The following is a 23,767-nucleotide window of genomic DNA, read 5'->3' as shown; positions in this document are numbered from 1 at the left end:
ACAGCCGTATTACAATATCTCCCCATCACAATGTATTGACAGTGCCTTATTCAGAGCATGAGCTAAAGCGATTCTATGCTCCTTATCCTCCAACAAACTAAAATGATTACCTGAAATAGCAATCAATTGAAGTGAAGAGTCCGGCATGACCTGCGCCCAGCCTAATGACGGTTCTCTATTTAACGATTCTGGCTTCTCATCCGTGACAAAAGAAACAGAAGGAGAAGGCTCTATCGCATAAAACTGATGCAGCGTTAACGCTAATGCTTGCGGTTCATACTCCCTGACTATTTGCGCATAACACTCTATCTGCTCCCAACGTTTTGCCATTAAATCAGGGCGCAGATTGGCCGGGTATAACGCCAATTCCTGTGCGGCGGCAATAAACTGCACCAAACTCAGCTCATCAATTCGCCGGTACAACGCTGCAACCTTTTCTGAGTGTTCCTCCCCTGACTGCCTGACCAGCTCAGTCAAAAACTGATGTTTAGGTTGCACAGGTTGCTCCCTGAAATAATGAGGCGCTGGCGTATCCATCAGCCCCAGGAAGTTCACCGTCTCACCGGCATGCAAAAGCCGCTGGACAATAGCGTAAGCCAATATACCGCCAGAAGAGTAACCACTTATCCGGTACGGGCCTGTCGGTTGAACCGCTTTCATCAAGCGGATCATTCTGACCGCCTGCGCTTCTACCGCTAACATCGGTTCTTCACTGATGGATGGCCAGGGCAACGCATAAATCGGGAAACCTGACTGGATATATTGAGCCAGCCCGAAGACATAGGAATAGTCACCCATCCCACTGGGAACAAAGAACAGTGGCAGACCTGCTCCGGCAGGCCGCACTGTTATGGCGGCACAATGCGGCTGAGACAGCAAATCTGAGGTGATTTTCGCTGCCAATTCGGCCAGCACCGGGAATTGAAACAAGGCATTCAATGTGCAAATCAAACCCCGGCCTACGGCAAGATTGGTCATTCGCATGGCGAGCAGTGAGTGGCCCCCCAGCGCGAAGAAGTTGTCATGCCGGCTGACCTGCTCAACTCCCAGCAATTCACACCAAATCGCCGCCAATACGGTTTCTGTTTCGCCTTGTGGCGCTGCGTAAACCTGACGGACAAACGCCTCTTCGTCCGGGGCGGGTAATGCCTGACGGTCCAGTTTGCCGTTTGGCGTCAACGGAAAGACATCCAAATGCACAAAAGCCGACGGCACCATATAGTCAGGTAAAATTGCACTCAAGTGTTCACGCAAACGGGCTGCCAACCCATCACTCTTTTCCGCCACGACATAAGCGACCAGATGCTTGTCCTGCCCATCTTCCCGCACCAGTACTGCTGCCTCTTGTACCACCGGGTGTTCCACCAGTCGGGTTTCAATTTCCCCCAGTTCAATACGGAAACCGCGGATTTTCACCTGATGGTCATTACGACCAAGGAATTCAAGGTTACCGTCCGGCAGATAACGAGCCAAATCCCCAGTGCGATACATCCGTGCACCAGATACCGGACTAAAAGGATCAGGTATAAAACGCTCCGCGCTCAATTCCGGCTGGTTAAGATAACCGCGCGCCACACCGACGCCGCCAATATACATTTCGCCAATGCAGCCTAATGGCACCGGGTGACCGTCTCTGTCCAATAGGTAAACGCAGGTATTTTTAACCGGCCGGCCAATAGAGCTATCATCCACAGGAGACAACACCGCCTTACAAGTTGCCGTCACGGTATTTTCCGTCGGGCCATAAGCATTCAATAACCGGGGTTGATGAATTTCCCGCGTGAACCAGTGCTGAATAGCGCTCTTTTTGACCTCTTCACCACCAATGATGATGAGACGGAGGCAATCCGGCAGCGGTGATGGATTGTCTCTGGCAATCAATTCGGACCAGAATAACGCAGGCAGAGATATCACCGTAATATGGTTTTGCCAGGCTAAAGCAATAAACGCCTGTGCAGAGGCCAGCCAGCTATCATCACGCATCACCAGCGTAGCACCGTTGCATAATGACGAGAAAAGTTCTTCCACTGAAACATCAAAAGCAAAAGAGGCGAATTGCAGCACCCGGTCTTGCGCCGTAACAGCATAGAGATCATTAAAACCCAAATGACGTTGATACACCGACTGATGTTCCACCATCACCCCTTTCGGCTGCCCGGTTGAACCAGAGGTATAGATGACATAAATCAGATGCTGTGGCGTCAACGCAGGAACCTGCGGATTGCTGTCCGGCTGGTCAGGCAAGGTATTTGGATCAAGTACCGTCAGCCCGGCCAAGGCTTCTTCGCCCAGCGCTACCCGTCCGGTTTCATCAGCCAATACCACTGCCGGGGCCGTATCATTCAGGATATACGCCAGACGCTCTTCCGGATAGGTTGGGTCCAGCGGCACATAGGCACCACCGGCTTTCAGTACCGCCAACAGCGCCACCACTATCGCCGGGGAGCGGGCCACGCAAATCGCCACCCGCTGGTCGGGTACGACGCCCAGCGCAATCAGTTGATGGGCCAGACGGTTGGCGCGAGCATTTAATTCAGCATAACTGAGGCGCTGCTCCTGATACACCAGTGCGGTCGCCTGCGGGGTTTGCTCTACCTGTTGTTCAAACAACTGATGAATGCATAACGCGTCAGGATATGGGGTTGCTGTGGCATTCCAAGTTTCCAGCAACAACGTGCGTTCCGTTTCCGGCAGGATGTTCAGTGACCGTACCGGCGTTTCCGGAGCGTGTTCAAGCGCCTCGATCAAACTTTCCAGCGCCTGCTGCATATAACCGCATATCCGATCCGGATCAAACGGTTGCACCACCAGAGCCGTCAGTCCCAAAGTAGAGCCATCGTCCTCCACCGACAGTCCTAATGGGTAGTTAGTCCGCTCCTGTTCATCCAGAAATTCAATCCCAGCCATCGTTTCATCCGGAGTCACCGGCTGATAATTATGTCGATAATTGAACAAAGTACTAAAGAGTGACGTACCGCTGGCAACCCCACTGCACCGCTGGGCCAGCGCCAGTGACGCATGCTCATGCCCCAATAGTCCAGCCAGCCGATCATGGGCTGCCTGTACACTGTCCCGTACCGGGGTCTCATCGATATCCAGGCGTAACGGCAGGGTATTGATAAACAACCCCATACCATTGTCGGCACCTTCACCGGCCTGCATCCGCCCAAACAGGACGGTACCGAACACCACTTTCTCCTGCCCGCTGGTATGCGACAATACCTGTGCCCAAGCCAGATGACACAACGCCGCCAAACTGATGCCCAAACGCCGGGCCTGACTACGCAGGCGGTCATTTAACCCAGTAGTCAACATCCGATGGGCTTCCGTCATCTGAGATCCATCACGATAGACCTCCGTCAGCCCGAACGGCAACGTTGGCTCCTCCACCTCCGCCAACATGTCGGTAAAGAAACGGGTATGCGCTGCCTGACTCACCCCCAACCGGGCCTCAGCCACCAGATTGCGAAACGGCACCGGGTCAGGCAAATGGTCCGCCTGCCCGGAAAAACAGGCCTGAACCTCACGGTTCATCACTTCCATCGTTTCATGGTCGCCGATCAAGTGATGCTGCAATTCCAGTAAAAACCAGCGACCATCAGTTTCTTGGGCGATAACAAAACGCAGGAGCGGTGCCTGACTCAGGTCGAGACGATGATGATCCGGATCAAAACGCCGGGTTAACTGGTCAATGACCGGGCCGTCAGCCGGGTCTAGTGTCAATTCAGTTACCGGCAAGATCGCCTGACGCCAAACCACCTGAGCTGGCGCTGATAATCCTTCCCAGATGAAAGCAGTACGCAGGATATCATGGCGATCAATCGCCTGTTGCACCGCCGTCAGATAACGGTCCAGCAGCGCACGGTTAGCAAAGACCACCGGATAGAGCAGCAGGTACGGGTCGCCTTCCTTTTCCAACAGATGGTGAAATAGGATACCGTCCTGTAACGGCGACAGCGCATAGATATCCTGAATATTCGCCATCCCGCCCGGCACCTGCCCGACAATGCGATCAATCTCAGGCTGAGTCAGATCAATCAGCGGCAACATCGCTGGCGTCAGTTTTGTCGTCGCTGGCGTAATGATATTGGGCGGTACCCTCATGGCTTGATGCCACCCCAACGTTTGGGCCAGTTCTGACAGCATCGGCGACTGAAATAGATCACGTGCCACCAATGTCAACCCCTGACGACGCAGACGTTCAATCATCCGCACAGCGAGCAGTGAATGGCCGCCCAACGCAAAGAAGCTGTCATGCCGGCTTATCTGCTCAATGCCCAGTAACTCACACCAGATGGCCGCCAGAACGATTTCAACCTCCCCTTGCGGCGCTTCGTAAACCTGGCGGGCAACATCCTCCTCCCCTGGTGCCGGTAATGCCCGGCGATCCAACTTGCCATTCGGGGTCTGCGGGAAGGTATCCAGACGGACAAAGACCGCCGGTACCATATAGTCAGGTAAAATTGCACTCAAATGCTCGCGTAAATGGGCTGCCAACCCCTCCTTCTCCTCCGCTGCCACATAGGCCACCAGCCGTTTACTCTGCCCGTCATCCAGTGCTAGCACTGCCGCCTCTTGCACCTCTGGATGTTCCACCAACCGGGTTTCAATTTCCCCCAGCTCAACACGAAAACCGCGGATTTTCACCTGCTGGTCGTTGCGACCCAAGAATTCCAAGTCACCGTCCGGCAGATAGCGGGCCAAATCCCCGGTACGATACATGCGCGCACCGGCTACTGGACTAAAGGGATCCGGCATAAAACGTTCTGCGCTCAGTTCTGGCCGATTAAGGTAACCCCGCGCCACCCCAACACCGCCAATATACATTTCGCCGACACAACCTAAGGGTACCGGTTGGTTATATTGGCCCAACAGGTAAATGCAGGAATTTTTAGCTGGCCGGCCGATAGAACGGTCATCCTCTGGGGATAACACTTCCTTATAAGTCACCGTCACGGTATTTTCCGTCGGGCCATAACCATTCAATAGCCGGGGCCGGTGGCCTTCCTGCCTGAACCAGTCCTGAATAGCATTCTTTTTGACCGCCTCACCGCCAATGATGATGAGCCGGAGGCAATCCGGTAACGGTAACCCAGTCTCTCTGCCCGCCAGTTCAGACCAGAATAGAGTCGGCAGCGATACCACCGTAATACGATATTGCCGGGCTAAGGCAATAAATTCCGCTATCGAAGCCAGCCAGCTGTCATCACGAAGAACCAGCGTCGCGCCATTGCATAATGACGAGAAAAAATCTTCCACTGAAACATCAAACGCAAAAGCAGCAAATTGCAACAGCCGGTCTTGTGCCGTGACAGCGTAGGTCTCATTAAAACCCAGATACCGTTGATAAATCGCCTGATGCTCTACCATCACCCCTTTCGGCTGCCCGGTTGAACCAGAGGTGTAAATCACATACGCCAGATGCTGTGGCGTTAACGCCGGGACCTGCGGGTTGCTGTCCAACTGGTCTGGCAGAATGTTCGGGTCAAGTACCGTCAACCCCGCCAGCGCGGCTTCACCCAACGCTGCCCAGCCGGTTGCATCAGCCAACACCACTGTCGGTGCCGTATCATTCAGGATATACACCAGACGTTCACCCGGATAAGTTGAGTCCAGCGGCACATAGGCCCCACCGGCTTTCAGTACCGCCAGCAAAGCCACCACCATCGCCGGGGAACGGGCCACGCAAATTGCCACCGGCTGGTCGGGTGTGACACCCAGTGCAATCAGTTGATGGGCCAGACGGTTGGCACGGGTATTCAACTCCGCATAACTGAGCGTCTGCGCTTGATACACCAGTGCCGTCGCCTGCGGGATTTGCTCTGCTTGTTGTTCAAACAACTGATGAATACACAATGCATCAGGATAGGCAGGTTCCGTGGTATTCCAGGTTTCCAGCAACAGCGTGCGTTCTGTTTCAGGCAGGATGTTCAGTGCCCGTACCGGTGTCTCGGGGGCCTGTTCAAGTGTCTCCACCAAACTCTCCAGCGCCTGCTGCACATAATCGCATATCCTTTCCGGATCAAACGGTTGCACCACATTAGCCGTCAGCCCTAACGTGGTGCCCCCATCCTCCACCGACAGCGCAAAAGGATAGTTGGTCTGCTCGTATTCACCCAGGAATTCAATCCCAGCCATCGTTTCATCCAGCGGATCTGGCTGATAATTATGCCGGTAGTTCAACAGGGCATTAAAGAGAGGCATACCGCTGACAACCCCGCTGCATTGCTGGGCCAGCGCCAGTGAAGCATGTTCATGTTCCAGCAACCCGGCCAGTCGCAGATGCACCGCCCGCACGCTGTCCCGTACCGGGGTATCATCGATATCCAGCCGCAACGGCAGAGTATTGATAAACAGCCCCATCCCACTGTCAGCCCCTTCCCCCACCGCCATGCGCCCAAACAGCACGGTACCGAACACCACTTTCGCCTGACCACTGGTATGTGATAACACCTGTGCCCAGGCCAGATGACACAGCGCTGCCAGACTGACACCCAAGCGCCGGGCCAAACTGCGCAGACGGTCATTCAACTCAGCCGTCAGCATCCGATGGAAACCCACCTCCTGAGATCCATCAAGATGCACATCCGCCAACCCAAACGGCAACGTCGGCTCATCCACCGCCGCCAACATATCGGTAAAGAAACGGGTATGCGCTTCCTGACTCACTCCCAGCCGAGCCTCCGCCACCAGATTGCGGAACGGGATCGGGTCAGGCAGGCGATCCCCCTGTCCAGCAAAATGCGCCTGCACTTCACGGTTCATCACTTCCATCGTTTCATGGTCGCCGATCAAGTGATGCAGCAACTCCAATAAAAACCAGCGACCATCGGTTTCCTGAGCGATAACAAAACGCAATAGCGGAGCCTGACTCAGATCAAGACGGTGCTGACTTGGGTCAAAACGCCGAGTTAATTGATCAATGACCGGACCGTCAGCCGGGTCCAGCGTCAGTTCAGTCACTGACAACTGCGCCCGACGCCAGACCACCTGCGCCGGTACTGACAACCCTTCCCAAAGAAAAGAGGTGCGCAGGATGTCATGGCGATTAACCGTCTGTTGCACCGCGCCCAGATAACGGTCCAGCAAAGCGCGGCTAGCAAAGGCCACCGGATAAAGCAACAGGTATGGATCACCTTCCGTTGTCAGCAAATGATGGAACAGGATACCGTCCTGCAATGGCGACAACCCATAGATATCCTGAATATTCTCCATCCCACCCGGCACCTGCCCGACAATATGATCAATATCAGCCTGAGTCAGATCAATCAGCGGCAACATCTCCGGCGTGAGTGTCGTCGTCGCTGGCGTAATGACATTAGCAGGTATCATCATGGCCCGGTGCTGCCCCAACGTTTGAGCCAGTTTTGACAGCACCGGCGATTGAAACAGATCACGCGCCGCCAATGTCAACCCTTGGTGACGCAGACGTTCAATCATCTGCACGCCAAGCAGTGAATGACCGCCCAATGCAAAAAAGCTGTCATGCCGGCTTATCTGCTCAATGCCCAATAACTCACGCCAAAGGGCGGCAAGAGCGATCTCTGCCTTCCCTAGTGGGGCTTCGTAAATCTGGCGGGCAAAATCATCCTCTCTCGGTGCCGGTAATGCCCGGCGATCCAACTTACCACTCGGAGTCTGCGGGAAAGTATCCAGACGCACAAACGCCGCCGGGACCATATAGTCGGGTAAAACGGCACTCAAATGTTCACGCAAATTGACAGCCAATCCCTCATGCGCTTCTGCTGCCACATAGGCGACCAGACGTTTGTCCTGCTCACCATCCAGCGCCAGCACCACCGCCTCTTGCACTGCCGGGTGTTCCATCAAGCGGGTTTCAATCTCCCCCGGCTCAATCCGGAAGCCACGGATTTTAACCTGCTCGTCGTTACGGCCCAGGAATTCCAAATCACCGTTCGGCAAGTAACGGGCCAAATCCCCGGAGCGATACATCCGCGCATCCGCGACCGGACTAAAGGGATCCGGTATAAAACGTTCCGCGCTCAATTCCGGCCGGTTCAGATAACCCCGCGCCACCCCAACGCCGCCAATATACATTTCACCAATGCAGCCTAATGGAACGGGTTGACCATATCTGTCCAGCAGGTAGACGCAGGTATTCTTAACCGGCCGGCCAATAGAATTATCATCTGCCTGGGATAATATTTCCTTACAAGTCGCCGTCACGGTATTTTCCGTCGGGCCATACGCGTTCAATAATTGGGGCCGATGGATTTCCCGCGTAAACCAATTTTGAATGGCATTTTTTTTGACCGCCTCCCCCCCAATGATGATGAGCCGAAGGCAATCCAGCAGCGGTAATTCATGGTCTCTGGCGATCAGTTCTGACCAGAACAATGTAGGCAGAGACATCACCGTGATACGGCTTTGCCGGGCTAAGGCAATAAATTCCGGCACCGAAGCCAGCCAGCTATCATCCCGCATCACCAACGTGGCACCATTGCATAATGACGAAAATAATTCTTCTATTGAAACATCAAAAGCAAAAGAGGCAAATTGCAGCACCCGGTCTTGCGCCGTGACAACAAAGAGAGCATTAAAACCCCGATGACGCTGATACATTGCCTGATGCTCGACCATCACGCCTTTCGGCTGCCCGGTTGAACCGGAAGTATAGATGACGTAAGCCAGATGCTGAGGTGTCAACACCGGGACCTGCGGATTACTGTCTGGCTGATCCGGCAGGGTATTTGGGTCAAGTACCGTCAATTCCGCCAGCGCGGCTTCACCCAGCGCTGCCTGGCCGGTCGCATCAGCCAATACCACCGCCGGAGCGGTATCATTCAGGATATAGGCCAGACGTTCCCCCGGGTAGGTTGGGTCCAGCGGCACATAAGCGCCACCGGCTTTCAGCACCGCCAATAATCCCACCACCATCGTCGGGGAGCGAGCCACACAAATCGCCACCCGTTGGTCTGGCGTTACACCTAACATAATCAGTTGATGAGCTAACCGGTTGGCATGAGCATTCAGCTCTGCATAACTGAGGGAGTGTGCTTGATACACCAACGCCGTCGCCTGCGGGGTTTGCTCTGCCTGTTGTTCAAACAACTGATGAATACATAACGGATCAGGATACGGTATTTCCGTGGCGTTCCAGGTTTCCAGCAACAATGTACGTTCAGCCTCAGGCAGTAAATTCAGTTGCCAAACAGGGATTTCATCACCCACCCTTTTCGATGATACCAACACCTGTAAATGCTCACCCATTCGCTGAACCACTTCCCCACTCAGACGGTTCGCATCGTATATCCAGCGAAAACCGCCCTGCCCATTCACCTGGAGGGTCAGCAATTCGCCAGGTGCCTCCTGATCGCCGTCTCTGTCATCCGGTATCACTGAGATAGCGATCTGCCACGGCCGGCGGGTTGCCAACTCTGGGATAACCTGCAATGAAGGAATACGGGCGAGGAGATCACGACTAAATGTCCGGTGCCGCGCCAGCAGGGTAAGCTCGTCATCAACCCCGTCAGCTATCGCCCCCCACGGCTTATCAAACGCCACTTCAACGGTCATGGGCACCACCGATGCCAGATCTACTGATTTATCTTTTACCTCATCCACGCACCAACCGATTTGAAATTCAGTCTGCTGAGTTAAGCGCGCAAGATAGATCACAAATGCCTGCAACAGTGTCCGCAATGAGTCCTCTTCCCCATTTTTTGGCAACGGGGACTGCCAAAGACTCATTGCCCATCTGGGTTCCGCTTGTTCTCCTGCGGTTTCGAAAGGTAACTGGAATGGTTGCAAAACAGTAAGACGTTCATACCAGAATAACTCACTGGATGTAAGGTTCTGGAGGATATTCTTTGTATTTTGATTCTGTGGTGATGCATAATTTGAGTCGATTATGTTTTCTGACGTCTGAGAAAGGAATTCAGATTTAGCAACATTTCCCACTTTAACAATGTTATCTTTCATCTATCATATACCTCAACGAATCTATTAACTTTTTGAAAACTGTCATTTCCGACAGTTATCACCCATGTTTTTGCTCCCAAGAAATAGAAGCCGATACTTCTGACATTAATTCAAAACACCCAGATGCGGGATGCCATAGCTCGGTTAATAACCCTATAATCAGCAATTCCTTGATGCTAATTTTCCTGACAATGGAATAAATAATTCATCTTATGGGCAAGAATAAGACATTCCATTTTCGTTCCTGTTTTTTAGATAAATTCGATTAATTTGCTGAAATTATTATTGGCTGACACTGAATGCCATAATTTTAAATGGAACCATCAACTACATTAATTATGCACAAATGCCAAATCAATGTTATATTCTATCCATTTCCCACTAATACCAAATTAAAATAATTTCAAAAAAACACATCAAATTAATTAAATATTATCAATTACTTACAATAAATAATTTAAAAATCACCTCCTTAAATCTAATAATTAACGTATATTTCAACACAAAATTAGACTTATTCAATATTTACAAAAAATCATTCACATTAAATTATACAAAAATATAACATCAGATTAAAATAATTTATAACACATTATTCCCCAATAGTAAAAATGCCGATAATGTAAATACCAAAAAATAGGGAATAAAAAATTAAAAATAACTTGGTGACATATTTGTTTGTAATAATCAGATCATGATAAAATATAAATCCCACTATATCACATACCGAAGCAAAACAATTTTAAATTTAAATAACTTCATTGTTTATTATTTTATAACAATAAACAATGTGATTTATCTGATATTCATGGATATTTAATATCCGCGTAGTATAAATAATCGCTTCATTTAACATTTATTAATTAAAAAATACCTAAAAAAGAATAAAAGATTAAAAGATTAAAAGATTAAAAGATTAAAAGATTAAAAGATTAAAAGATTAAAAGATTATATTAACCTGTTTTTCATAATTATGAACACTCATCATTCTAATGATGACAATATATTATCAAAAACTCATTTATATATTATCTCATTATAACAAAATCACAAAAATGACATAATCATCATTGTGTTTAACACTATAATTAAATAATTTACAATCATAAATAACTTTATTATGCATTACTCTACACCACCAACGTTAGTCGGTGGTTGCTTAGTTTTTGTTTTAATGTTGTCGCATACACCACATTTATGATATTTGATTTCAAAAATAAATCACTTGTAATGTGATGATTGTCGTTAATGAGTAAAGTTATCTATCTACGTCTTCTATAACTCACATCCTTAAATGTTAATGCTAAAGCAGCTAAAATAGCGGGAATGGATAAAATTGCAAAAATACTGCTATGATTTAATTCAAACCTGATCAATTCTGCTCCAAATAAAGCACCAAAAATCCCGCCGAATCTTCCAAATCCTAACATCCAAGCAACACCGGTTGCCCGACAATGGGTAGGGTAAAATTGTGCAGTAATGGCCCCCATCGACGCATGAGCACCATTCATTGCTATTCCGGCAAGAAATATACAAATACTCAGTAATAATACATCTTCCCCCTGACCAATAAAAAAAACTAAAATACCCGTTAGTAGATAATTAGTTGCAACCACCTTATGAGGATTAATTCGATCCATTAACCAACCGGAAAAAACAGCGCTTATTATGCCGCCCAAAGGAAATAATGCTGTCAGTATTGCCGCCATACTAATACTGAAACCAACATCATTCATTAAAAATGGCATCCAGCTTGTCAGCACATAAAAAACCAATGCTCCCATGAAATAGGTTATCCATAACAGGGCAGTCCCAAGCAAGAATCGATTGGATAAAACCGTTTTGATTGACGACTTATGTATAATTTCTTCTTCATCAAAGATAAACTTGTTTATATCATTTAAAGAGTTGTTGGTCATTTTAGATAAAATTCGTCTTATATTACCTTCTGAACCCTCTTGCAAAACCAGATACCTAAGTGATTCAGGTAATAGTGAAAAGAGAAACAGAGATAGAAATAATGGCAAAATACCCCCTAAAATCAGAACACCCTGCCAACCAAAATGTGGAATAATCCACGCAGACACTATCCCGCCTACCGCTGCACCAAGAGGAAAACCACAAAAAACGATATTTATTAACAAAGATCGCCGATGCTCTGGTGCATATTCAGATATTAAGGTAATTGCATTTGACATTGCGGCACCAAGACCTAATCCAGTCAAAAAACGCAAAATAGTTAATGTCTGTATTGAACCAGCTAAAGCTGTAACAAGGCTAAATAGGCCAAAAACAGTGACTGATGTTGTCAGCACTGACTTTCGACCAAACCGATCTGCAAGTGGACCAGAAAAAATCGAGCCCAACGATAATCCAAAAAGTGCAGCGCTCATAGTTGTCCCAAGAATGGCACCTTCTACTTTAAAATCATTTATCACTGCGGGTGCAATATATCCCATTAATACCGTGTCAAAACCATCAATAACAACAATTAAGAAACAGAGAATTAATACTTGCCATTGTACTTTCGAAAGTTTTTGATTATTAATAATATGTTGGATATTAACTGTTTTAGTGCTATTCATTTTAAATCACCAATCGTAAAGAAAATTTATTTTAATGTTTTCTATGTTAATTTTATTTATGTTCATATTATTACCATGAAAATATAATTGACGTTATTATTCTCAATTTATCATTACATCAGCTAACCCGAAATCTGAAACTAAAGACATTAAGGCCCATCAATAGAAGTCTTTCAGGATAAATGTTATCACAAGATTACCGGATATATCTCGAACAGAAAGATAAGAATTAAAGAATTGCAGATAAAAAAATCGCATTAATAATAACAAAAAAATATGATTCTAAGAGCCTATCCCACCACTGGTTCTTAGTCTGATAGCCACGTTGAGCAAAGGAAACTGCACCTCCATCGCTGACCTGCATCGGCAGTTTGACAATATCCTCTTGCAGGATGGCGGCTCATTCAACGTTCATCCCGATTTAGATTGATTTTCTGCAACTTCTATTAACCAATACCAGACTCAACAATTAAAAATCAACTCATTAAATACATCCATTTAAATTCTCGTTACATTTCATTCAATTAAGATTAAACAAATAAATCACTATTAAATTATTTACATATAGTTAATTTTTTATATAAAACTATTTATTAAAACAATCAAATATAATAATAAACCTAACTCTTCCCTTATAAAAATAATATAAATATTTACAATCTATTATAATATAAAATACCCTTTATCAATTACCATGGCACTACACAATTCCAAGTATACAAGCACTGGCAACCTAAACCGTATACCAACACAAGTATCCCCAACCACCAAGATATAGCAAGGAAGAATTAACACTCAATATTAACGTTTACTCTGAATAGCGCAAACAGATATACAGGTAAGATCAATTGCCAGTTCGTCACTAAATTCAAACTCTATTGAACCCATTTAGGTTTTTAAGTAAAAGAATGACAATGACTTTGCAAATTTCATGACAAATGAGCAGAGGAAGACGATGAAAAGTAAACATTCATTAATGGTAAAAACAAACAGCCTCGCGTTGATATTGACAACTATAGAAAAATTGACAAGTATGAATGATCTGTCTATCTAAAACATAAACCCCTGAGGAATAATCGTGTTATATATTAAACTAGTCCGAGAAAAACCCGAATTTATTCAGCAAATCTGCAATAACAGAGGTCTTGATTTTGACGTTTCCCAAATAATTGCACTAGACCAGCGTAAAAGGAAAATCCAGCAGGAACTGGAATTATTACGAGCAGAATCAAAAAAGCTTGCACAAAACCTTGCAAAATTATCTGATCTCGAAAGAAACGAAGGAATTACTCGTGGTAAGCAGCTAAAGTATGAAATCTCTATTTTAGAACATACTCTCTATACCTTCAGAAATTATCTGTTCTAGTACTACAGCCGTAGATACCAGAAAGTTGCATTTTCCTTGATGCTCACAATTCTGAGAAACCGCATGAATTAAGCTTTTCTATAAGTGTCTTTTCTGTTGAAAAAAGTAAGTACGGCTGTAGTACTAAGAGCCTATCCCACCACTGGTTCACTCTTTATGACAAAGAAGAACAAATAAAATAGCTTTAATGGGATAGGTAGTAAAAAAGCAGAACAGGAAAATCAGGAGCAAGATTACACCTGAAATTTTTATAACCCCGGCGCCTTCCATAATGAAGTTGTCAAACCATGATCGACTAAAGTTAACTGATCGGCATATATCGCCTGCCAGTTCTCTTTAACTTTTTGATACACTTCATAATGTTCAGGATTTGGCTGATATTCATGTTGCCAGCGCACCAGTGTTTCCCCTGTCGTGCTCATTGCATCGTAAAGCCCAACCCCCACTCCGGCGGCGATGGCACATCCCAAAGCAGTAGATTCTTTGACCATCGGTACCCGAACCGGCAGCCCTGTCACATCAGATAAAATCTGGCTCCATAATTTGCCTTTTGAACCACCGCCAGCAAATACCAATGAATCCGGTTTAACAGCCGAAAATGCAGAAATCAGATCCAAGTTACAGGCCGAGACAATCGCCGCATTTTCTTCTAATGCACGGAATAATACGAAATCCCATCCTTGAGATTTCAGGAATTTCTAATTAGTTGTCTTAATTGCTCTTTTATGATTTTTCCACTTGCGTTTCTGGGTAAGGTTAAAAAAGTATATCCCTTAGGACGCTTATACCGTGCTACTACCGTACAAATATAATCATTCAATTCATACTCTGTAACTGATGAATTTTCTTCAAGCTCTATAAATGCATACGGTACTTCACCCCAATGTGGATCTGGCTTTGCTACAACAGCGGCAGCTAAAACACCGGGATAGTTTGACAATGAATTTTCCAATTCCAGACTAGAAATATTCTCACCACCAGAAATAATAATATCTTTCTTCCTATCTATAATTCTGACATAGCCATCATCGTCAACAACAGCTAGATCCCCCGTGAAAAGCCATTTACTTGCTGCATCAAGAGTCACATACCGATCCGGATCATAAGATGCAACCATATTTCCACGAATTACGAGTTCACCAACAGTTCTACCATCAAAAGGCACCTGTAATCCCGTATTTTCCTCAAGAACACAAACTTGACCTTGTAAATTTGAAACAATACCTTGGCGTATTCTCTTAGATATTCTTGCAGATTTAGGGAGCTTTTCCCAATCGACCTTTTCTTCACACACAACGACAGGCCCATATGTCTCAGTCATACCATATACTTGTGTTACTGTTATTCCAATGGAATCTAATAGAGAAAACATCATCTCTGTAGGCGGCGCACCTGCAACTAATCCATTAATTTTCTCCTCAAAATGCAGCCCTTGCTTCCGAGCAATATTACCTAATGCGCAATGGACAATAGGTGCTCCACAATAGTGTGTTACCTTATGCTTTTGCATTAACAATATCGCTTCTTCTGCGTCAAACTTGCGCATACAGATGTGTGTACCTCCCCGAGCAGCAATAGCCCACGGAAAACACCACCCATTACAGTGAAACATTGGTAACGTCCATAAGAACATCGGTCGCTTTGGTATATTCCAATCCAAAACATTAGAAATGGAATTCAGAAACACGCCACGGTGAGAATAGACAATAAGTTTAGGTTGTCCACTTGTTCCCGAAGTTACATTTATGCTGATCGCTTCTTGTTCATCTTGCAGAGAAAAAGACAACTCTCCCAATTTGTGCGTAGTTATCAGCGATTCATATTGAATAAATTCCCAGTCAGAAATCGACTTTGAAATGACTCCACCGTCCACATCAACAACAATGATCTTTACTTGGTTGTCAAGAGGAATATCATCCAACAGTGAAATAAAGGTTCTATCAATGAACAATACCTTAGGATTAAGTCTTTTGAATATAAAATTTAAAGTGTTTGAATCTGTTCGGGTACTGAGCACATTCAAGATACCACCTGCCATTGGAACCGCAAAATGTAATTCAAGCAGTTCATGTATATTGGGTAGAAGAGCGGACACAACTGTTTCTTTGCAAACACCAATTTTTTTCAGAGATATTGCGAGCCCTTCACACCGAGATGCATATTGACTCCAAGTCCAACAACATTCTCCATCTATGACAGCAATATCATCTCCATTACTCAGTACTGCTCTTCTTAGAAATGAAATAGGTGAAAGTGCGACACCATCATATTCACTTAAGAAGGAATTAGAACAAATCATATTTCTCACTCCCTTTTTTATATATTCTAAAAGCGATTAATATCATGATAAACAGCAATATAGCGTCGATAATAATTGGTGCATCAATTCCGCCAAATTGTTGAGTATATGGTGTTACAGCTTGGCCGATTGCTTGAGCTAAAAATGTACTTGTGCCTAAGAATCCATAAATTGCAGGAATTTGCTCAACAGGATAAGTCTTCGATACAAACTGATGAAAGGATGTGAAATAAATAGTACTACCAAGTCCACCCAATAATAACATTATCCAAAGGCCCAAGTGAGTTGATATTAAAAGAGCACCACTCGGTTGCAAAAACAAAAGCATAAGGGAAATGACGAATCGTGCCTTTAAAGCTGTTTTTCGCAACAGCTTACGCAACGGTAACACGAAAAAACCTCCCGCAGCCGCAATAGCGAACGAATAACCAACTTCTATTGGACTGAATCCACAAGTGTATACAGCAAAGATAGGCCATGAGGCTAACCATAAACCAAGACAAATAAATTCTAGATGGTGAACCAAGAGTAATCTCCAATTCCGCCTAATGAGCTGAACGTACGTTATTCGAATCTGTTCACGATTATGATTGGCAATAGACGTAATAGCAGTTTTTTGGGGCAAAATTATCAGACACAAGGAATACATAATTGCAGAAAATAAGAAAACACTATAAAGGTCAAATTTCGCAGCGATAATCCCCCCAGCCATTGGACCCACTAAACGCCCAGCATTTTGGGAAATAACGTAGCTATCATTCACCGATTCAAAATTCGAAGCTTGGGAGAATCTATTAAGCTGTGTTCGCCAAGAGATAATGAATCCTGAAAAAAAAGCCCCTTCCAGAAGCCTGGAACACAGCAGTAAATTAATAGGGTTTCTAAAAAGAAATAAACAGATGCTACAAGATATAAGTCCAATTAATGCACCAGCATATACCTGTAAACAGTTTTTAGGTGAGATAAATTGCCCCATAATGGGCTGAAATACCACTCTTCCAATAGCAGTTCCCGATAAGAAGATTGCTGCTTGTGTTGCGGAAAAATCAGTAGCTTCTACAAGCAAAGGTATATAACCTATGGCCGCAGTAGCTGCGGCCCAAAAAAGAAAACCTCTAACAAATGTAATAAGAGGTAGTAGATCTAATTTTTCGCTCATAACTCGGCCTCTACTCTACTTGAGCTATTGAGGAACTGTGTTTGTCTTAGAGACCTGCTCATAAACAGCAGCAAGCAATGCAACTGAATTTTCGTGAGTTGATAACTCTGAGTTCGCATCTCCACCACTTAAAAAATCGCGAAGCTGCTCTTTTCTTGCGTGAACATTCAAGCCCGCGCATAAAGGGAGGCTTGGATTTAACTGTGATAGATCTCTGCGGTTGATTCGTAACACAGCCTGTTCACCCCGCCGGGTAAACATTGGGTGGGTAGCAATAGTTATGCTGAAATCCTCCGGTATAGTGTTACCTTCTGTCAGTTTCCGGAAAGAATTCGATACGATACTAATTGAGCAAAAGTGCCCGAGATGAATATTTACGATTTCCTGTCGTATCCGTCCATCACTTGGAATACTATTCGGCATTATCCTTCCAGATAAGGTTGTTTCCATCAAGTCCATGCTGAAAGACATTCGATGTTGAATACCTTTGGAATAATTTCCTATCACTGAGAAGTCCAATTCACCATAGTCCAACAATTGATGTGCAATTTGATATTGACTTTTATCCTCTTCCTTAAGGGCATGTGAATAAATCGTAAATGGTAGAGCTTCCGCCAGTGCGTTTGGGCGTACTACCATTGTCTTGACATGTGGTTTCAGGAGGTCTATATCCTGTATTGTTTTATTGTAAAGTGCAAAGCGAGCAACTAGATCTAAATAATGATACCCAGAATAAAATAGTACTCCATAACCGTATTTGAGTGGATGGTTTTCCAAATGGAGCATTTCCGATGGAATTACCCACCACCCGCCACCAAAATGAACATGCATTGATGTGATAGGTATTTGGAATGAGTTCATGAATTCAGTTAGAAACTTTTCCACATATCTATATCCGAATTGCATTCGGCGTTCACAACTGATTACAAATCTACTGTTGGTTTTTCTCGAAGTAGCCAACAATTCGGCAAAATCTGTCATTAAATTTTCCGCGTTTGATGAATAAGGTGCGGTTATTGGTTTATCCATGAACACGTCCAATCCATTTGCGGCTGCCCATAGAGCATATGTTTTATGGGCTTTTGGTTCAGTACTCACTATGACAGCATCAGCTTGATGGGATTCTGGAATTGCAGAAAGTAACCTATGAATTTCGTCTGAATCCGGATAATTTCTGTATTGTTCATCAAGGAACAAATATGCTCTGGGTTTTAATCCTTTCTCATCTAATGCACAGCGAATTTTCATTTCTCGGCATTTCAAATCAACTATAAGCATAACCTCAATGGTATCACGGTACTCCAATAGAACATCTAGGTATCTATTTAGAAAGTGAGGACCACATCCAAATACGATTAGTTTCCGTACTGGTTTATGCTTTATTTTCATAAATACAGCTCCTGTGGTCGCAGAATTGGCGCTTTACTGTCAATACTGTCATAGTAATGGGCCAACCAACCAGCAGCACGGCTGAAGCAAAGGAGAGCAGTATTCATGTGCGACTTGAAACCAGCCCTACGAAGTAGTAACCCATTAAATAGATCCGGATTTGGGTATAATCCTCGTTGCGAAAAATACGGTCTTTTCGATACTTCTGATGCAAGTTCCTGCGAAATATTTACATAGGAAGAGATAACATCGAACTTTGCTTTCTGTTTGGCAAGAATGTCGCTCATGTAAGAAGCCCGTGGGTCTGGTTGCTTGTAAATTCGATGTCCGAATCCCATAAGGCGTTGCTTTCTTTCTACAAGTTCATCAATAAAGGTACTAATATTTTTAGAATTGTCGTGCATATCATCTATCATTAAACCAACTTCCTCACTCGCTCCTCCATGGAGAGAGCCACTGAATGCGCAGATACCCGCAGCTACAGCATTGAATGGATCTGCACCAGAACTTGCTACGGCTCTAACAGTTGCAGTTGAACAATTAAGTCCATGTTCTGCATGAAGAATTAAAAACTTGTTTAGCATTTCTTCTGCTACATCGTCACATGGTTGCCCAAAGCATGTTGCTAAAAAATTTGCAAAGAAGCGACGTTTAGTATCGAAAAAAGTTTTAAATACAAGTTCAGGTATAGCATACTTTTGAACATATATAGTAATAGCGGCAGCTATTGCTGCCAAAATAGATGCAGTAATTATCAGTCGTTCGTCCTTTGTTTTTACAGAACGGTCGGAAAGCCATTTACCCTGCGAAGATAAAACCGTAATTGCGAGGAAATCAGTGGGTGTAGTTCCGAATATTACTGGTGTTAACTTTTCAATATGCTTGAGTGCTGATAAGTAATTGCTATGGAGCATGTCCAAAAACCCTTCACTTCCTTCTGTATTTAATTTTCCTGTAATCAGAAGATAAACAACATCACTAAAAGAATAGTTATTTGCTAAATCTCGGACATTATGGCCTCGGTACTCAAGCTCCAACTCTTTTTCATCGATTCGGCCTACATTACTTCTACAGATGGCTGTTTGCATTAAACCTTCATCAAGGATCTTCATCTTTACTTTTCGATTTGGCTTGAGAATAATTTGGTCTGATAATTGTTGTACTTCAAAAAATTCGTTAATTGATCTTTCCAATATTTTAGACGTCATGCTTTATTCCTCTTGATAATATATGTGCATTAAACTGATACATTGGTATAAATAGGATTACAATAATTAACTTACTGCATTAGCTAATGACTATGTTTAGATACGAATTAATGTCTTACTCATCGTAATACTTATAGCTAAGAGAACTATACCCGTCATCTTTCAAGTTGCCTCTTTGTTGGCGGCACTCACTCACCCCAGTCACATAGTTATCTATGCTCCCGGGGATTCGCTCCCTTGCCGCCGCAATGCATCTTGAAATCCATAGGGTATATGATCATGCCGTCTATGAAATTGACTTCTCGACTTGTACCATGTTTAGTCTCTCTGCCACTATTTCACATGCATCAAGTAATGAATAGAATAAATTTTCTAATTCAGTTCGACTTCCAATAAGCAATTTTTGCTTTAGCGTATTATCATATTCTTTTAGGTTTTGGGTATATTTAATAATGTCGGTGAGAATTTCGTTGTCTCTGTAGTATTCCAAAACCTGAGTCTTCTTAGTTGGATAGAAACCACTTTTTAGGGTTTGTAAAGGGCGTAAACAACCGTGATCAGTGAGCTTCATCATCAATCCAAGCATATAATGTGCCCGATGTCCATATGTACCAGAAACCAGATAAGAACGAGCTATTTGCCTTATAGTAAATAGGTTGTTAATAATACCATATATATCGCTTTTCAATGATGGTTTCATTTCTAAAACGAGATTGCCATAGACACGCTTAGTTCCATTAATGAGCGCATATGCTCTGAAACTAGGATATTGGTGGACATTTGATGCGCTATATACGGAGATGGATAAATTCTTGAACCTAGATTGTGTTGAGCGGATTGCTTCAAGAACAACCATATCGACTTCATCCACGATAGCAATAGAGTCTATATCTGAACCACTTCGCATATCACCTCGGGCAGCACTACCATGGAGATAAAAGGCTAATAATCTATTTCCAATAAGCTGCCTTAAGAGAATAATTACTTGATCAATAAGAGGTTGTAATGAAAGAAGATCGTCTACTTTACCATGCGCTGAAACAATACGTGCCTCCGGGTACAAGTGCTGTAATAACGTTGAATAGTACTCCGCGATTCCACTTAACCGTGCTGCTGCATCACGAAAAACATTAATATTGGACAAAAGTTCTTCTTCGAACTTTTGCCAGGATGTATTGCAAGTGATCAACCAATTAAGGTCTTCTGTTGGTGCTTTCAAAGCATACGCGCTATCTTTGTGAATACAGGATAGTTCCGTCGATTCAAGCAAACGATATAGCCCCAATTCAGCATAACGCATTGCCCAACCAAGCTGGCGTACTCCCCAAACGTGAGTCTTCGGCGTCAAGTTTCTGAGGTAGTAAAGACGCGAAATATGAGCAACGCTAAAGACTGTTTGTCTATATATATCAAGATTTCCTTTGGTATCAGAGAATATTACATCGTTGACTTGTTCCGACCGTAAGAGCCAAGGATTCTTAGTAAATTGCCACATACAATGAGGCGGATAACATGATAACTCGCTAATAGTAAGGTAATTTAAGGTAAACTCAAAAAACTCCGCCTGAAGGTATCTTAGTGATGTAATGCAACCTGTGACGAAATTATCAGATATAATCACGTAGAAATGCCTCACACACCGAGAAGAATAATCGGGTTGGCGGAGATATGAATCAGTTTCCACAATACCGAGGAGATTCTCTGCAAAAACCTCTAATGTGGACTGAATAAAATAATCAGTTCTTGCGTCCATATAAATTTACTCTATATAAGAATATCAAATCTATAAATCATGAATCGAATCAAGATACATGTTTTAATAAGTTATAGTCGTAAACAACAGGGATCTCAATTAAAAATGGTTCATTAAGAAGATATGCTTGTTCTAAGACTTTCGAAAGTTCTTCTGGGTTCTTGAGAAAAGCAGATTTCATGCCGTTAGCATTCGCCAATAGATGAAATTGAACCAGTCCTAGTTCGGTCATGCCTTTTACCGGCTCTTCACTATGTAAGCCTTGATAATACTTTATTAAGCCAAAACAAGAATCTGACAGTACTATGATGATAACTGGCAATTTGTATCTAACGGCTGTTTCCAAGTCTTGACTTGCAGAATGAAAACCACCATCACCACAGATGGCTACAACTTTTTCTGAGGGATTGCAAAGCTTTGCAGCTAATGCTGCGGGAAGGCCAAAACCAAAACTTCCGCATACGTTGGAACAAATGAATCTATTAGGCATATGAGTACGGGCTAATAAACCAGCGTATTGTTTGTGCAAGCCGACATCACTGCATAGAATACCACTCTCCCCCAAATAGTTGCTGATTACCTTTATAATTCTGGGAATATCAGTCGTTCCGGGCTTAACACTGATTGCTTTACGCTCATCAAATATCGCTTTAAGTTCTTTATGCTTTTGACAGAAACCTTGGTTCCTCACGGTACAAATATTCCTGAGATAACGCAATGACTGCTCAATATTACCTAAGCAATTCACTTTTGGCTGAAAAACTTCTTCCATCGGAACATCGAAACTATTTATTACAATAGTATCCTTATTGCAGCCCCATAAAGATGGCTTTAGATCTTCTCCAAAGTCGTAGCCGATTAAAATAAGAAGATCAACATCGTCGAAAAGATCTGATACAATTGGCTGGCGATACACTCCATCAAGATATTTATTAGCTGCGGTTAAGAATAGGTGATGTTTTTCAGAGATTGCACCTTTTGCAGCCAAAGAACATATTATTGGAGTATTGAGCTGCTCTGCAAAAAGTCTTACTTCGTTTTGAACTTGTTCGCGTAGTATTTGGTTACCAATGACAATCATTGGATAACATGAATTATTTATCAAGCTAGCCACTTTTTCCAAATTAGCCACTATTGGTGCCGCAGGTTCTGTCCTTTTTGGTATTTGCAACCCTTCAAGAATATTGGCAGCCTCTTGAGCAGAGATTTCTTGCTTAAGAACGTCTATGGGTATGCTCATATAAACTGGACCTGGTAATTCATCAACAGATGCCTTTATTGCAGAGGGGATTTTTTGTCGAATATCTTGAATATCCTCGATTTGGAAACTTACCTTTGTAATTGGCTTCATAAAGCTTACATTATCAATACATTGATGAGTTAAGTTGTACTTAGCCTGTCCATTCGGTATCTGCGCTGATGCTACTATCATAGGGGATCGATCTAATATTCCTGAACATACCCCAGTCGCTATATTAGTAAGACCAGGGCCGAAAGTAGACCAGCACATTTGAGGTTTTCCTGTAAATCTTCCTAAAACATCAGCCATAATGCCAGCTGTAAATTCATGTCTCGTAAGAAAGAATTCGATACCGATTTGATTTGGAAATCTAATAGCCTCTGCTTCACCGCCTACAATACCGAAACATTTGGTTACACCTTGGCGCGCAAGCGCTTGCAAAAATAGTTCATCAAGTTTCATGTGGTCATCCTTTGTGTTTAAAGTTTAATTTATAAAGCGACATTCATGAATGCTTGCTAAAAATTCAGATATTTTTAATATGTACAGCCCATGCCAATATTAATCTTAAGCCCTAAAAAATCCTCTTGTGTGACCTGGCTCATACAATAAACTTAACTGCATAATATTGTGATAACTGCTAAATCGATTTTTTCGAATTAGCTTATACAAGGTAGCTATTAAAAAGTAGTTTAATTACTTATATCAGTCAAGAAAACTAATTTGATTACTGTCACAATAAGAAACAGCAATAAAGTAAATTTTCAAAATAGCAGATAGCCTAAAAAGAACCTAATCCAACTCTTACGATCTGATTAATAAGCAA

The 23,767-nt window shown here is 43.9% G+C and carries 9 protein-coding genes and 1 pseudogene; 1 reads left to right on the top strand and 9 read right to left on the bottom strand.

Annotation, left to right across the window (positions count from 1 at the left end):
• Nucleotides 1-9: 9 nt before the first annotated feature.
• A complete protein-coding gene (locus tag ACUN2T_RS09660; protein WP_445497280.1) occupies nucleotides 10-9,942 on the bottom strand; it encodes an amino acid adenylation domain-containing protein in 9,933 nt (3,310 codons plus the stop codon).
• Nucleotides 9,943-11,204: 1,262 nt separating this feature from the next.
• Nucleotides 11,205-12,527: an MFS transporter gene (locus ACUN2T_RS09655; RefSeq protein WP_445497279.1), complete on the bottom strand. Its 1,323-nt coding sequence runs from the start codon at nucleotides 12,525-12,527 to the stop codon at nucleotides 11,205-11,207.
• Between the two features lie 1,078 nt (nucleotides 12,528-13,605).
• Between ACUN2T_RS09655 and ACUN2T_RS09650 the strand changes: the two genes are divergently transcribed.
• Nucleotides 13,606-13,893 (top strand): hypothetical protein, encoded by a 288-nt coding sequence (locus ACUN2T_RS09650; protein WP_445497278.1) that lies wholly within the window; start codon nucleotides 13,606-13,608, stop codon nucleotides 13,891-13,893.
• Nucleotides 13,894-14,141: 248 nt separating this feature from the next.
• Here the strand turns inward: ACUN2T_RS09650 and ACUN2T_RS09645 are convergent.
• From ACUN2T_RS09645 to ACUN2T_RS09615, 7 genes and pseudogenes are all read right to left on the bottom strand, one after another.
• A pseudogene (locus tag ACUN2T_RS09645) lies at nucleotides 14,142-14,558 on the bottom strand (FGGY-family carbohydrate kinase); the annotation flags it as partial.
• A 23-nt stretch (nucleotides 14,559-14,581) separates the two neighbouring features.
• Nucleotides 14,582-16,192, bottom strand: a complete 1,611-nt coding sequence (locus ACUN2T_RS09640) for an AMP-binding protein (RefSeq protein ID WP_445497277.1) — start codon at nucleotides 16,190-16,192, stop codon at nucleotides 14,582-14,584.
• A complete protein-coding gene (locus ACUN2T_RS09635) occupies nucleotides 16,179-17,351 on the bottom strand; it encodes an MFS transporter (RefSeq protein WP_445497276.1) in 1,173 nt (390 codons plus the stop codon). Before ACUN2T_RS09635 ends, ACUN2T_RS09640 begins: the two co-directional genes overlap by 14 nt.
• Nucleotides 17,352-17,375: 24 nt before the next feature.
• Entirely contained in the window at nucleotides 17,376-18,740 is a 1,365-nt protein-coding gene (locus tag ACUN2T_RS09630; RefSeq protein ID WP_445497275.1) for a Gfo/Idh/MocA family oxidoreductase, read from the bottom strand.
• Nucleotides 18,737-19,948, bottom strand: a complete 1,212-nt coding sequence (locus tag ACUN2T_RS09625) for a citrate/2-methylcitrate synthase (RefSeq protein ID WP_445497274.1) — start codon at nucleotides 19,946-19,948, stop codon at nucleotides 18,737-18,739. Before ACUN2T_RS09625 ends, ACUN2T_RS09630 begins: the two co-directional genes overlap by 4 nt.
• A 286-nt stretch (nucleotides 19,949-20,234) precedes the next feature.
• Nucleotides 20,235-21,701: a nucleotidyltransferase domain-containing protein gene (locus ACUN2T_RS09620; protein ID WP_445497273.1), complete on the bottom strand. Its 1,467-nt coding sequence runs from the start codon at nucleotides 21,699-21,701 to the stop codon at nucleotides 20,235-20,237.
• A 49-nt stretch (nucleotides 21,702-21,750) separates the two neighbouring features.
• Entirely contained in the window at nucleotides 21,751-23,403 is a 1,653-nt protein-coding gene (locus ACUN2T_RS09615) for a thiamine pyrophosphate-binding protein (RefSeq protein WP_445497272.1), read from the bottom strand.
• Nucleotides 23,404-23,767 lie beyond the last annotated feature (364 nt).

The organism is Photorhabdus machadonis, assembly GCF_052657765.1.
The sequence above is the reverse complement of the archived record's forward strand: the minus strand, read 5'-3'. Positions and strand labels throughout refer to the sequence as shown.

What these genes read in the sequence shown, in the direction of transcription:
- ACUN2T_RS09630 (WP_445497275.1), bottom strand. Translation starts at nt 18,740, where the DNA reads ATGAAAATAAAGCATAAACCAGTACGGAAACTAATCGTATTTGGATGT.
- ACUN2T_RS09620 (WP_445497273.1), bottom strand. Translation starts at nt 21,701, where the DNA reads ATGGACGCAAGAACTGATTATTTTATTCAGTCCACATTAGAGGTTTTT.
- ACUN2T_RS09660 (WP_445497280.1), bottom strand. Translation starts at nt 9,942, where the DNA reads ATGAAAGATAACATTGTTAAAGTGGGAAATGTTGCTAAATCTGAATTC.
- ACUN2T_RS09615 (WP_445497272.1), bottom strand. Translation starts at nt 23,403, where the DNA reads ATGAAACTTGATGAACTATTTTTGCAAGCGCTTGCGCGCCAAGGTGTA.
- ACUN2T_RS09640 (WP_445497277.1), bottom strand. Translation starts at nt 16,192, where the DNA reads ATGATTTGTTCTAATTCCTTCTTAAGTGAATATGATGGTGTCGCACTT.
- ACUN2T_RS09625 (WP_445497274.1), bottom strand. Translation starts at nt 19,948, where the DNA reads ATGACGTCTAAAATATTGGAAAGATCAATTAACGAATTTTTTGAAGTA.
- ACUN2T_RS09655 (WP_445497279.1), bottom strand. Translation starts at nt 12,527, where the DNA reads ATGAATAGCACTAAAACAGTTAATATCCAACATATTATTAATAATCAA.
- ACUN2T_RS09635 (WP_445497276.1), bottom strand. Translation starts at nt 17,351, where the DNA reads ATGAGCGAAAAATTAGATCTACTACCTCTTATTACATTTGTTAGAGGT.